11 protein-coding genes are annotated in these 12,338 nt (G+C 70.4%); 6 read left to right on the top strand and 5 right to left on the bottom strand.

The annotated features are described in order from the left end of the window. Window positions 1-150: 150 nt before the first annotated feature. The gene (locus tag ACFYW9_RS22165; protein ID WP_389152918.1) at window positions 151-609 is read right to left on the bottom strand and encodes a TIGR03618 family F420-dependent PPOX class oxidoreductase; all 459 of its coding nucleotides are present in this window, start codon (window positions 607-609) and stop codon (window positions 151-153) included. 181 nt (window positions 610-790) lie between these two features. Between ACFYW9_RS22165 and ACFYW9_RS22160 the strand changes: the two genes are divergently transcribed. After that, a complete protein-coding gene (locus ACFYW9_RS22160; RefSeq protein ID WP_389152915.1) occupies window positions 791-2,023 on the top strand; it encodes a cytochrome P450 in 1,233 nt (410 codons plus the stop codon). A gap of 58 nt (window positions 2,024-2,081) precedes the next feature. Here ACFYW9_RS22160 and ACFYW9_RS22155 read toward each other — a convergent pair whose 3' ends face one another. Further along, the gene (locus ACFYW9_RS22155) at window positions 2,082-2,516 is read right to left on the bottom strand and encodes a hypothetical protein (RefSeq protein WP_389152912.1); all 435 of its coding nucleotides are present in this window, start codon (window positions 2,514-2,516) and stop codon (window positions 2,082-2,084) included. A 346-nt stretch (window positions 2,517-2,862) separates the two neighbouring features. On the opposite strand from ACFYW9_RS22155, the gene ACFYW9_RS22150 reads away from it, so the two are divergent. From ACFYW9_RS22150 to ACFYW9_RS22140, 3 genes are all read left to right on the top strand, one after another. Further along, on the top strand, window positions 2,863-4,794 hold the full coding sequence (locus ACFYW9_RS22150) for a lamin tail domain-containing protein (RefSeq protein WP_389152909.1): 1,932 nt from the start codon (window positions 2,863-2,865) through the stop codon (window positions 4,792-4,794). Between the two features lie 168 nt (window positions 4,795-4,962). Beyond that, the gene (locus ACFYW9_RS22145; RefSeq protein WP_389152906.1) at window positions 4,963-6,105 is read left to right on the top strand and encodes an ROK family transcriptional regulator; all 1,143 of its coding nucleotides are present in this window, start codon (window positions 4,963-4,965) and stop codon (window positions 6,103-6,105) included. 55 nt (window positions 6,106-6,160) lie between these two features. Next, window positions 6,161-7,033, top strand: a complete 873-nt coding sequence (locus ACFYW9_RS22140; RefSeq protein ID WP_389152903.1) for a Cof-type HAD-IIB family hydrolase — start codon at window positions 6,161-6,163, stop codon at window positions 7,031-7,033. Window positions 7,034-7,080: 47 nt separating this feature from the next. On the opposite strand, the gene ACFYW9_RS22135 is transcribed toward ACFYW9_RS22140, so the two are convergent. The 3 genes from ACFYW9_RS22135 to ACFYW9_RS22125 form a co-directional block, all read right to left on the bottom strand. Continuing rightward, the gene (locus ACFYW9_RS22135; protein ID WP_389152900.1) at window positions 7,081-8,274 is read right to left on the bottom strand and encodes a cytochrome P450; all 1,194 of its coding nucleotides are present in this window, start codon (window positions 8,272-8,274) and stop codon (window positions 7,081-7,083) included. Window positions 8,275-8,407: 133 nt separating this feature from the next. Beyond that, complete coding sequence (locus ACFYW9_RS22130) at window positions 8,408-8,959, bottom strand: YciI family protein (protein ID WP_389153091.1); 552 nt, start codon at window positions 8,957-8,959, stop codon at window positions 8,408-8,410. Between the two features lie 43 nt (window positions 8,960-9,002). Then, window positions 9,003-9,524, bottom strand: coding sequence for a hypothetical protein (locus ACFYW9_RS22125; RefSeq protein ID WP_389152897.1), 522 nt, complete (start codon window positions 9,522-9,524; stop codon window positions 9,003-9,005). Window positions 9,525-9,633: 109 nt separating this feature from the next. Between ACFYW9_RS22125 and ACFYW9_RS22120 the strand changes: the two genes are divergently transcribed. Together ACFYW9_RS22120 and ACFYW9_RS22115 are read left to right on the top strand one after the other, a co-directional pair. Continuing rightward, window positions 9,634-10,377 carry a YoaK family protein gene (locus ACFYW9_RS22120; RefSeq protein ID WP_389152894.1) on the top strand — a complete coding sequence of 248 codons (744 nt, stop codon included), beginning with the start codon at window positions 9,634-9,636 and terminating at the stop codon, window positions 10,375-10,377. Between the two features lie 122 nt (window positions 10,378-10,499). After that, on the top strand, window positions 10,500-12,221 hold the full coding sequence (locus tag ACFYW9_RS22115; protein WP_389152891.1) for a hypothetical protein: 1,722 nt from the start codon (window positions 10,500-10,502) through the stop codon (window positions 12,219-12,221). Window positions 12,222-12,338: the final 117 nt, after the last annotated feature.

The raw sequence follows: 12,338 nt of genomic DNA, 5'->3' as shown, positions 1-12,338 counted from the left end.
ACACCCCCTGGGAGCCGCCCGTTCGGACTTTCCGCAGGTCGGCAGCGGATCTTAACCCCCAGGGAGCCTGATGCCCACAGCCCTGGCCCGCGAGCCCGGCGGTCCCGGGTCCGTGCCCTGTCAGGCGGTGAGGAGTGGTGCTGTTTCCTGCTAGTCGTCGATGTCGAGCACCGTGCCGTACAGCCGGTCCACCTTCAGCCGGATGACCACCCGGCGCTCGGCGACCAGCTCCTCCAGGTACGCGTCCTCGTCCTCGGGCCTCGCGGCCCGCGGGATCATCCCGAGCAGTTCCCGCCCGACCGCGTCCCCGGGAACGGTCGTGCTCTCGGAGACCACGGTCTCGCCTTCGGCGACGGCGAACGACCACACGTCGCCGCCCGGCACGTGCAGCGCCGCGCGTGGATTGCGCCGCAGGTGCCGGACCTTGACCCGGTCCGCCGTGGTCGAGAACCGCACCGTGCGGGCTTCGGGGTCCCAGCTGTACACCATGGTCGTCAGGTGGGGGTGGCCACTGCGTTTGATGGTGGCGAGCGTGCCGAACTGCTGCCGGCCGAGCAAGCTGGAGAGGGCTTCGTCGGACAGTGGGCGAGGCTCTGGTCGTTGAGTCATGAAGTGACCAACGTCCCTGACCGTCCAGCAATTTCGTGGACTCCATGAGCACAGCGCTCACATGCACGACACGCCCTCGAGCGGGGTCGCCGGCCCGTGCGGGTGGCGCGTATTCCCCTGGCTCCGCGGACGGTGGCGGGCCGTCAAAGGCACGCGGCTCATTCGCAAGTAGGGTCAGGGCATGACTGATGCAGCCTCCGCTCAGCAGGCGCCGATCGACATCACGGCACTCGCGGAAGATCCCTACGCCGTCTACGCGCAGTTTCGCCGGGCAGGGCCCGTACACCGGATCACCGGGACGGACGGGCTGCCCGCCTGGCTGGTGACCGGCTATGACGACGTACGTGAGGCGCTCGCCGACCCGCGGCTCTCCCTCGACAAGCGCAACGCGACGCCCGGTGGCTACCGAGGCATGGCCTTACCACCGGCACTGGACGCCAACCTGCTCAACATGGACCCCCCGGACCACACCCGCATCAGGCGTCTGGTGGTCCGGGCCTTCACCCCGCGCCGGATCGAGCAACTGCGCGAGCCGATCCGGCGCACCGCTGACCGGCTTCTCGACCGTATCGACGCGGATGAGCGCGTGGACCTGATCGGCTCGTACGCCGCGCCACTGCCGATCACCGTGATCTGCGACCTGCTCGGTGTGGCCCCGGCCGACCGGCTCGACTTCCGGTCATGGACCGACACTCTCGTGGCTCCCGATCCGGCGCGCCCGTCCCTCGCCGAAGAAGCGGTCGGCAGCATGCTGTCGTTCCTCACCCACCTCATCGCCGGCAAGCGGACCGCCCCGGCCGATGACCTGCTCTCCGCGCTGATCGCCGTACGCGACGAGGAAGACCGGCTGAACGAGGACGAGCTGACGTCCTTGGCCTTCCTCATCCTGTTCGCCGGGTACGAGAACACCGTGCATCTCATCGGGAACGGGATCCTGACTCTGCTGCGCCACCCCGAGCAGTCGGCCGAGCTGAAGGCCGATCCCGCGCGACTGAGCGCTGTGGTGGGGGAGTTGGCCCGTTACGACGGCCCCATGCCCCTGGCCATCCGCCGGTTCCCGACCGAGGACATCTCCATCGGCGGGGTGACTGTCCCGGCGGGCGACACCGTTCTGCTGTCCCTCGCCGCCGCCCACCGGGACCCACGCCGCTTCACCGACCCGGACCGCTTCGACATCGACCGGGACACCACCGGTCACCTCGCCCTCGGCCACGGCATCCACTACTGCCTCGGCGCTCCTCTGGCCCGCATGGAAACCGAGATCGCGCTGTCCGCGCTCCTCGGCCGCTTTCCGGACATGGCACTGGACGTGTCTCCGGCCGAACTGCAATGGCGTCCCTCGATGCGGTCCCGCGGCCTGCTCGCCCTTCCGGTCCGCACCGGTACCGCCAAGGAGTCCGCGGCGGATCGATGACGGGGCCGAGACCCGGTGGGGACCACGAAGATCCACCTCGTGGTCGCGGGAGCCCCGGTCACTCCACGACAGGTCTCGGCACTTCATAGCCGGCCGGCGCGAGCTTCATCACCACATGCTCCAACCGTCCGGGCTCCACCGCCAAACGGACGTCACCGTCAGCGGACGTGCATTCCAGCACCAGCAGGCGATAGTGCAACCGGTTCCTCTCCCGCCCCTCGGACCTTCGGATCCGTACGATCCGCGAGTCCACCGGCAGAACGGCCTCACCGGCGCGCGAACGACGTGACTCCCACGACCAGCCCCCTGGCTCGATCACGAACAAGCCCCGTTCCCAACGATCGGCTCCAGCAGGGCAGACGAGACAGGAAACAGTGACACGTCGACCGTCGATGAACCGGGCTGTAAGCCTGTCCTGCCGTCCGTTGGCGTACCAGGCGACCGCTACGGCACCGAGAAGAGCACACATGAAGAACGACAGAACATTTGGCATGCGCGCATTCAACCAGCGGGTATTGACGACGGTCCAGTGAGCGGAAGCTCCGCACCCGAGCGGTGACACCCGCCGTATGCCGCGTCAAGGACCAGGCCGGCGATCTCGACGAGGACGGCGGTCACGGGTTCGCCGCGCAGCCGGTTCATGTGACGGGAGGGGGCTGTTGGGTCTCAGGGGAACAAGGAGGACGATGCCATGCCGGCCGGCGGCGGCGTATGTCTGACGTTCCGGTGGCCAGAAGTTGCCGTTCAACCGGAGTACACGGCGTTTCAAGATCGTCTGGCCAGAGTTCCCCCTCGTGCCTACCTCACCTTCGCGTGCCGGCGTCGCCTCTGTGGCCGCCGTGTCCCTGACACTCTCAGGACTCCTCGCCACCGGATTGCTGGCCGCTCAGCCCGCGGCCGCCGCCGACCCGGCCGGCTACCAGAACGTTCGGATCAACGAAGTCACCTCATCGAACAACGACACGGTGGAGCTGTACAACTCCGGCTCGACCGCGGTGAGCATCAGCGGCTGGAAGATGTCCGACGACGGCTTCTCGCAGCAGTCGTTCAGCCCGTCCGCCACGTCCGTCCCGGCGGGTGGCTTCGTCACCTTCAACTCGCCCAAGGGGCTGGGTGATGCGGACAAGCTGGTGATCTACACGTCCGGCGGCACCGTGGTCGACCGCGTCGAGTGGGCGACCGACAAGGCGAAGCCGGCGATGGCGCGTTGCGGTGGCGACGGCACCGGAGCCTGGGTGACCGCGACCTCGGCGGCCACGTTCGGCACCGCGAACGCCTCGGGCTGCCCCTCGTCGATCCCGGCGGCGAGCCGGGTACGGATCAACGAGGTCACCTCGGACGGCTCCGACACCGTGGAGCTGTACAACGGCGGAACGAGCGCGGTCAGCGTCGGCTCGTGGAAGTACGTCGACGCCGACACCTCCCACTCCGCGGTGACGGTCTCGTCCTCCTCGCCGAGCGCGAGCAGCATCCCCGCCGGCGGCTACGTCACGTTCAACTCCACCATCGGCCTGGGCGACAACGACTCGGTCCTCCTCGTCGACGGCAGCGGCAACACCGTCGACTCGGTGACCTGGACCACCAGCGCCGCCAAGCCGTCGGACGAGCGCTGCGCCAATGGCTCCGGCTGGTTCCGGACCGCCGCGACCGCGACGCTCGGCGGCGCGAACTCCTGCTCGGGCAGCTCGGGTGGCGGCGGCGGTTCGCAGCCCGGCCAACTCCTGGGCGGCGGCGGCTCGCTCACCAGCGGGTGCGCGCCCGAGGCGCCTTCCGGTACGGGTTCCACCCCGACGGGCACGACGGCATGGCCGGGCGGGCCGGACGTCACGATCGTCGACAACGTCTGCGCGTTCACCACGTCCACCGGCCCCGAGGGCCGGGATGTGAGCGGTCTGGCGTTCGACTCGGCGAACCCGTCGGTGCTGTGGGCCGTCAAGAACAAGAACTGGCTGTACAAGCTGGTCAAGAGCAACGGCAAGTGGATCCCGGACACGACCTGGAGCGCGACCGGCAAGCAGATCCGCTTCGCGAGCGGCTCCGGCGAGCCCGACTCCGAGGGTCTGACCGTCGGCGGCAACGGCCACCTCTACGTGACCTCCGAGCGGGACAACACCAACAACACGGCGCCCAAGGACACGATCCTGGAGTTCGACCCGGCCGCGACCGGATCGACGCTCACGCCGGTCCACCAGTGGGACATGACCTCGCAGTTCCCGCAGCTCAACACCGGTGACAAGGACGACGCCAACCTCGGCTTCGAGGGCGTCGGATACGTGCCGGACAGCTGGCTGACCGCCAACGGCTGGGTCAACCCGCTCACCGGTGCCGCCTACAACCCGGCGAACTACCCGCTGCACGGATCGGGCCTGTTCTTCGCCGGCCTGGAGTGGGACGGCTCGCTGCACGTCTACGGTCTGAACTCCGACGGCACGTTCACCACGTTCGGCACGATCGCCACGGGCAAGGCCTCCGTGATGGACGTGACGTACGACGCCGGCACCCAGCGCCTCGTCGCCACCTGCGACAACACCTGCGGTGAGACCCACACCTTCATGAAGGTCAACGCCTCCGGCGCGATCGTGCCGGACGTGACCTACACGAACCCGGCCGTGATGCCGGCCGACAACCTGGAGGGCTTCGCGATCGCGCCGGCCTCGACCTGCGTCAGCGGCTTCCGCGAGGCGGTCTGGAGCGACGACGGCGTCTACGGCTTCGGTTCCGGAACCTCCTCGTACGGACACGCCCTCTACAGCGGCACCTTCCCCTGCTGATCGTGCCGGACACGGGAGGCGGCTCGTTCACGGGGCCGCCTCCCTCACTCATGCCCGGTTCCCGTGGGAGCGGTCACAGTGGGCCGCCCCACTGGCTTGAGGGCCCCCTGGTGCGTCAGCGCGGGCCCGCGTGCGTGTTTAGGTAAGAGTCCTTACTAGAATGCTCGTATGACCGCGCCGAAACCGTCCCTGGAACTGCTGCGTGCCCTGACGGACGAGAACGTGCTGCGCGTCCTGATGGCCCACGCCCGGCTCACCCGGGCGGAGATCGCCACCAGGACGGGCATCTCCAAGCCGACCATCTCCGAGAGTGTCCAGCGGCTCGAGCAGGCACGACTCGTCGTCGACACCGGCGAGCGCACCACCGGGCGCGGCCGGGTCGGCTCGTACTACGCGCTGGCCCCGCACCTCGGTACCGCCCTGGTGGCGAGCATCACCCCGCACGGTGTCGTCGCCGAGGCGGTGGACGCCCTCGGGCGCACCCACGGGCAGGTCCGCGCCGCGCTGCAAGCCGACGCGGGACAGGAAGCGGTCGCCGAGGCGCTCGGCGCGGCCGCCGTACAGCTCGGCGGCCGGACCGGCGGACCGCTGCGTCTGGCGGTCGTGAGCGCCGCCGACCCCGTCGACCGGGCGACCGGCCGGCTGGTGCACCTGCCGGACGCTCCGTTCCTGGTGGGCGCGCTCGATCCGCCCGCCGTCCTGGCCGGCACGGTGACAGGCCCGGTTCTGGTGGACAACGACGTCAACTGGGCCGCGCGCGCGGAGTACGAGCACGGCTGCGTGCAGGGCGTCGACGACTTCGTCTACCTCCACCTCGGAGAAGGCCTCGGCTGCGCGGTGGTCGGCGACGGCGTCGTGCGCCGCGGACATCGCGGGCTCGTCGGGGAGATCGCCCATCTGTACACGGCGGGGCCGGACGGACAGGTGATGACCTTCACGCAGGTGTTCGCCGCGCTCGACCTGCGCCGGGCCTCCTCCACCGCCGTCGACGTGCCGAAGCTGCTGGAAATCCTGGAAGCCCCCGGCGCCGGCGCCGAGCGGGTACGCGTCGCACTGGCACACGCCATCGGCGGTGTCCTGTCCGCGGCCCTCTCCTTCGCCGACCCCCGGACGGTCGTCGTGGGCGGACCCTGGGGCTCCCGCCCCCGCCTGATCGCCGCACTCGAGGAACACCTGGCCCGCTCGCCGCGCTCCGTCCCGGTCACCGCGGCCGCCCTGACCCTGCCCGAGCTGGCCGGAGCACGCTCCCGTGCCGTCGAGGAGCTCGGTTCCCTGATCGTCCGCTCCGCCCACCCCGCCACACAGTGGTGACCGCACAGTGGTGACCGCCCTCAGCCCCTTTCCGCACCGACCCACCCGGAACATGATGACCACGCGCCCTGCCCCTGCCTCTGTTGTCCCTGTCCCCGCCTCTCCTCCTGCTTCCTTCTCCCCTCGTCCCGACATCCGGCTCGTCGTCACCGACATGGACGGCACCCTGCTGGACGCCGACGGGCGTGTCCCGCAGGGGCTGTGGCCCCTGCTCGCCGATCTGCGCCGCCGGGGCATCGTCTTCAGCCCGGCCAGCGGACGCCAGTACGCCACGCTGGCGCACCTGTTCGCCGGCGCCGACGACGGCATGGTCTACATAGCGGAGAACGGCGCGTTCGTCGTCCGTGACGGCGTGGAGGTCTCCTCGGACCCGCTCGACCCCGCAGTCGCCGCCCGCCTGGTCAAGTCCGTCCGGCAGCTCAGGGACGAGGGTGTGGACGTGGGCGTCGTCGTCTGCGGCAAGCGCGCGGCCTACATCGAACGCGGTGACCAGGCCTTCCTCGATGAAGTGGGCCGGTACTACAACGCGCACCGCCTGGTCGACGACGCCACCGCGGTGGACGACGAGATCGTCAAGGTGGCCGTCTTCGACTTCGGGCCGATCGAGCACACCACGGCGCCCGCCCTGGCGTCCTTCGCCGACACCCACCAGGTCGTCGTCTCCAGCGAGCACTGGATCGACGTCATGAACCACAGCGCCGACAAGGGAGTCGCCGTACGCCGGCTTCAGGAGCACCTGAACATCGGTCCGGCCCAGACGATGGTGTTCGGGGACTATCTGAACGATCTCGGCATGCTCGACGCCGCCGACTGGTCGTACGCCATGGCCAACGCCCACCCCGCCGTCATCAGCCGCGCCCGCCACCTGGCTCCCGCGCACAGCGACGACGGCGTCGTCCGCACCATCAGGAGCGTTCTGGACATCTGACACCGGGCGCCGCGGCTGGAAGGTCATGTGTCACTGACGGCCCGGCATCACCCCTGGTCGACTGCCACCCGGAGTCCGCGGATCACATAGCCCCCTATCTCGTCCTGGAACGTGACGCGGGGCGGTGTGAGCATACGGATGCCCTTGAGGGCGAAGAGGTGACCGAGGAAGACGTTGGTCTCCATCATCGCGATGTCGGCACCGGGGCAGCGGTGCGGTCCGTCTCCGAAGGACAGGGCGGCCGCGTACCGCCCGGTCGTTGCCGGCCGGCCGGGGCAGACCGCCGTGGGGGCGGCGCCCACAGCCTCCGGGTCGGTGTTGGCCTCGTCCACGTGGATGTCGACGAGCGCGCCGGCGGGCACGGTGACCGGGCCGTCGGCGCCTGGGACGTCGAAGGCGCCGGTGGTTCGCCGGCTCAGTCGGGCGACCGCGGGTTCCAGGCGCAGGAGCTCATGGATCACCGCGAGGCGTTCGGTCTCGCTCCCGGCCGAGTAGCGCTCGCGCAGAGCGGCGTCGGTGAACAGATGCCATGCGGCGACGCAGATGAACTCGCGGGTCGTGACCATTCCGGCCGCGGCGTAGGTGAGGCACTCGCCGAGGATCTCGGGGTTCGAACAGCCCTCCGCGATCAGGTGCGAGATCAGGTTGTCGGCGGGCTGTTCGCGGTGGGCGCGAATGGCCGGGCGGACGTCGGCGAGGTAGATCCGCAGCCAGTTGGTGTTCTGGCGCAGCAGCCAGTAGATCCCGTGCGGGCTGGTCAGCCCGGGCCTGCCGAACTCCTCGGGGAAGAAGCGCTCCAGCCGGCGCTGGATGCCGGGTCTGCTGCGGGTCAGGCCGATCACCCCGCACGCCACGTCGATCGCGACGCCGAAGGTGAGGTCCTCCAGCCGTGCCCGGCCCTCGGTCCGCAGGGTGTTCAGGTGCTTGCGCGTGACGCGTTCGGTCAGTTCCCGGTAGTGCTCGTCCACGCGGCGGGGTGTGAAGTAGCGGGCGGTCTGACGGCGGTGTTCCCGGTGTTCGGGCCCGTCGCGGTACAGCACGGGCCGCCGGATCCGGGCGGGTAGCTTCTCGACGGTCTCGATGCCCAGACCCGCCTGTACGGTGTCGGTGCTGCGCAGAACGGCGCGCGCCGTCGGGTAGCCGCGCACCTGCCATGTGCCGTCGTCCCGGCGTTCGATCGGGCAGCCGGGTCCGGTGCGATCCCTGCGAATCTTCCGTGCGTCGTCGTCGGCTCGGTCCATCGAATGCTGCCTCCGTCGTCGTGTCGCCACCCCTCCCGGGAGGGGTCCGCTGTCAGGCACGTGCGGCCAGACTTCAGGATGGCCGCACGTGCCGCCAGTGCTTCGGCCGTAACGTCGGCCGGACGTCATGGGGTTATGACGGCCGCCCGCCGAACTGCCAGTTGTGCACCTCGATGTCGGCGTACCGGTCCGGGGTCAGGACGGTGCGTGCCGTGTCCGGGTCCGGCGCCCGGAGCAACGCCGCCGTGCCCAGCCAGGTGGCGCCGTTGTCGGACAGCAGCGGCCCGTAGGCGATCAGCTCGTCCCGGGCGGGCGGCACCGCGAGATCGGCGGCCTGCCCCGTGCCGAGGCCGAGCACCAGGTACCGGTTGCCACCGGTCCGGCCGCCGGGGAAGTCCCACATGGTGCGCCCCAGCGTGTTGCGCCACCGTCGCAGCAGCACGTCCCGGTAGGCGCCGGCCTGGTAGTTCGGCTCGTCGAAGGCGAACGCGCGGGCGGCGGCGGGATCGGGCAGGTCGACGATGTGCACGCTGCCGGTGGGTGTGTCGCCGTCGTCGGCGAGGGTCGGGCCCCGGGCGATCATCTCCTTCGCGTACCGGTCCATATATGACCAATGCTCTTCCACCAGCTCGTCGCGCAGCGGCAGGGAACCGGGACGGTCGCGGTGGAAGCAGAGGAACTCCATGCTCACAGGGTCTCTTCGACGAGGTGACCAGGTCGAGCGGATTTCACCGCGGTGACCGCTCGGCGGCCTCACCCGGAAGCGCGCGTGCGGAGTCCGCGTAACGGATGGCCGTCTCCTCGTCGATGCCGATGCCGATGCCGATGCCGATGCCGATGCCGATGCCGATGCCGAAGGCGAGCGCGAGATGGAGTGGGTCGGCGCCGCGGGCGAGGGCCTCTTCGGACGGGACCACCAGATCGAATGTTCGACCTGCTCTTACGATCAGGCCCTGTTTGGCGAACAGCTCCGCCTGTGACTGAGGGCGGACCCGGTCCGCCCTCGGAGCGCCGGCTGTACTGGCCACGGGCAGCGCCACGACGCCCTTGACGGTGTGGAGATTACCGGCCGGCCGGTCGGTGGCGATCTGGTCCGAGCAGTTGAGCGCTGTCTCTGCCGCGACCGGATCGGAGGGCTGAGCGGGAGTCTTGCCCGATGAGGGGGAGGGCGGCTGTGAACTGGAACCGGTGGAGGTGCAGCCCGCGAGTACGAGGCAGCCGACCACCGCTATGGATGTTCTGCGCGTCATCCCTGACACCATGTGTCCCCCGGTCATCACCGCATAGGAATCACGTGCATGCCACGGCTCCCGGCTCCGCCTCCGCGGCTGTGAAGTCGCCGGTGCCGAGACTGTCCGCATGAGTGAAGAATCCGCACCGCCACCGCCGCCGTCCGCCGAACGGCGCGAACGCCAACGGACCGTCGTCATGGCGACCCTCACCGTCCTGGCGGGCGCGGCCGACGCGGTCAGCTTCCTGACCATGGGCCACGTCTTCACCGCCCTGGCCACGGGCAACGTGCTCTTCCTGTCCTTCGCCGTCGCCGGTGAGGGGCAGGTGTCGGTGGCCCGCCCGGCGATCGCCCTGGCCGCCTTCGTCCTCGGTGCCCTGGCCGGCGCATTGACCACCAAGGGTCTCGTCGCACACCACCGGCACTGGTTCGCGGCCGCGCTGGCGGTGGAAGGGGTACTGCTGGCACTCGCGGGCGCGACAGCGCTGTGGCGGCACGGTTCCGGCTCGCTCGCCGAGGACCCGGACAACCTGGTCATCGCCATCGTCGGCTTCGCCATGGGACTGCGCGCGGACACCGCACTGCGCGCGGCTGTTCCCGGCATGCCCACCTTGCTCGTCCAGGTGTCGCTGGTCCGCCTCATCCACGGCCTCAGCGGAGCCGTCCCCGCGACACCGGAACGGCACACGATCCGGCCCCGGCTCGTCGCCACCGTCGGCGGCATCTTCGTGGGCGGCGCCCTCGGCACGCTCATCACGCCGTGGGGGACGGGCCGCGCGTTGCTCGCCATCGCCGCGGCGGTCCTGATCATCGCGGCCCTCAACGTGCTCCTGGTGCGGTATCACCGGCTCGCGCCGGAACTGATCGGCTGACGTCCTTTCCCGGACGGTTGGTGACCCGATGGCGGGGCGGCATCATCTGTGCAGGTCACAGCCCTGCATCGGTTCATGGAGCAGTGTTTCTGCCGAAGATCGACAGCGGCTATTCTCCGCCTATGTCCCCAACCCCCGCGCAGCGTCGGCTGCGTGACGACCCGCGTACCGCCGAGGTGGCCGCCCGCGAGATCGTCCCCCTTCCCCTCCGTCAGGCCGACGCCCTGCTCCGTACGCTCGGGTCCAGGGAGCGGGTGATCGCGCTCTACCACCAGGGGCTGGGGTACGCCGCGCTCACCGCCGACGCGCTCATCCTCCTCAACGGGGAGACGCCCGCGCGGGTCGACAGACCTCTGGTGGTCATGCGCCCCGCGCACGGGGCCGCGTCACGCGTGGACGTGTCCGTGAAGGGGCGGCGGATCACCGTGTGGGGTTCGCTGATCGACCCGTCCGGCGACCTTCTGGCCGGGACCGGGACCGGGACCGGGACCGCAGTGCAGGGCTCCACCGCCGATGATCCGCGCCTGGCCGCGGTCGTCTCCGGCGAGAAGCTGTCGCTGCCCGACGACCACAAGAAGGCGCTGCTCGCGGAACTCGGACCCGGTGAATCCGTGCGGTCCCTCTACCACTGCGGCTGGGGCTACGCCGCGCTCACCGGGCGCGGACTCGTGCTGCTCCGCGGCCTCATGGCCCCCAAGGCGACCCGGGTGCCCGAGCCCGTGTCCATCCTCCGCCGCGAGCACGGCATCCTCGACTCCACCGTCATCGTCGTCGACGGCAAGGAGTGCAAGCTTCACGGGTCCACGCTCGACCCGAAGGGGGAACTGCTCGCGGAGACGGGCGAGATGTCGCCCGCCGGCTCCGTCGTACGCCCCCACGGACGGGCCCGGGTGTGGGCATGGGCGCGCAGGCGCCCCGTCCTCGCCTCCGTGGTCGCGATGACGATGGTCTCCGCCGCCTGGGGCGCGGGACACGAGGCACCCGCCCGGGCGGGCGCCGACGGCCCCGTGGCGGTACGGGACTTCAAGGGAACGGCGCTCACCACGGCCGTCGCGGACGCGCGACGCCAGTCCTGGACGGCCGTGACGACGGCCGACGCCTCCTCGTCCTTCCGGCCGGTGAAGGACTCGGCGCCCGGCTGGCGGGTCTGCTTCCAGACGCCCTCCCGAGGGGAAACGGTCCGCCCGGCCGTCAGGGGGCTGACGCTCTACGCGGTCCCCGAGAAGGAGGCGTGCCCCACGCGGCTGCTCGGCCCCCGACGGATCGTCATGCCGGACCTCCGGGGCGAGAGTTTCCGCGAGGCCTCACATGCCGTGGACGACCTGGGGTTCGTGTACACGGCCGCCTTTCACGCGCACACGGGTGAGCGTCTCGACCACGGTTCCCGGGACGTGGACGACTGGCGGGTGTGCCGCCAGCGGCCGGCACCCGACCGGGAGGTCCTGCTCTCGACCCGGGCCGACCTGTGGCTGATCGGTCCCGCTGACTCCTGTGCCAAGCCCAGCCCGAAGCCGAAGCCCAAACCGAAGCCGAAGCCGAAGCCCAAACCGAAGCCGAAGCCGAAGCCGAAGCCCAGACCCGAGCCGAAACCGGGTACCGGGGGCACGAGCGGCTCCGCCACGGCGGGTGGTGCGTCAGGAGGGGGCACCGGCGGTGGTGGTTCCACGGGCGGCTCCTCCGGGGCCTCGGGCGGAACCACCGGCGGCACGGGCGGCGGGTCCGGCATCGGGTTCGGGCAGTACTGCTCTCCCGTGGGCGCCACCGCCACCACGGCCGACGGTCGCCCCGCGAAGTGCTTCATGGGCAGGGACGGTCAGGCCCGTTGGGGCTACAACTCCGGCTGATCGGCAACGTGTGACCTAATGCTCCGGAAAGATGAGGAGACACGGGAGTGGCTGTGCGGACGACGGACCGGTGGATCGCGGCGCGGATCCGGCAGGAGTGGTGGCACGCGGCGGCGT

It is taken from the genome of Streptomyces sp. NPDC002698 (genome assembly GCF_042888945.1).
Taxonomy (GTDB): domain Bacteria; phylum Actinomycetota; class Actinomycetes; order Streptomycetales; family Streptomycetaceae; genus Streptomyces.
Note: the sequence above shows the minus strand (reverse complement) of the source record. Positions and strands in the feature narration are given on the sequence as shown.

Bases quoted from the DNA above. Each gene is read 5' to 3' on its own strand.
- ACFYW9_RS22165 (WP_389152918.1), bottom strand. From the start codon at position 609: ATGACTCAACGACCAGAGCCTCGCCCACTGTCCGACGAAGCCCTCTCC.
- ACFYW9_RS22160 (WP_389152915.1), top strand. From the start codon at position 791: ATGACTGATGCAGCCTCCGCTCAGCAGGCGCCGATCGACATCACGGCA.
- ACFYW9_RS22155 (WP_389152912.1), bottom strand. From the start codon at position 2,516: ATGCCAAATGTTCTGTCGTTCTTCATGTGTGCTCTTCTCGGTGCCGTA.
- ACFYW9_RS22145 (WP_389152906.1), top strand. From the start codon at position 4,963: ATGACCGCGCCGAAACCGTCCCTGGAACTGCTGCGTGCCCTGACGGAC.
- ACFYW9_RS22140 (WP_389152903.1), top strand. From the start codon at position 6,161: ATGACCACGCGCCCTGCCCCTGCCTCTGTTGTCCCTGTCCCCGCCTCT.
- ACFYW9_RS22135 (WP_389152900.1), bottom strand. From the start codon at position 8,274: ATGGACCGAGCCGACGACGACGCACGGAAGATTCGCAGGGATCGCACC.
- ACFYW9_RS22130 (WP_389153091.1), bottom strand. From the start codon at position 8,959: ATGGAGTTCCTCTGCTTCCACCGCGACCGTCCCGGTTCCCTGCCGCTG.
- ACFYW9_RS22125 (WP_389152897.1), bottom strand. From the start codon at position 9,524: ATGACGCGCAGAACATCCATAGCGGTGGTCGGCTGCCTCGTACTCGCG.
- ACFYW9_RS22120 (WP_389152894.1), top strand. From the start codon at position 9,634: ATGAGTGAAGAATCCGCACCGCCACCGCCGCCGTCCGCCGAACGGCGC.
- ACFYW9_RS22115 (WP_389152891.1), top strand. From the start codon at position 10,500: ATGTCCCCAACCCCCGCGCAGCGTCGGCTGCGTGACGACCCGCGTACC.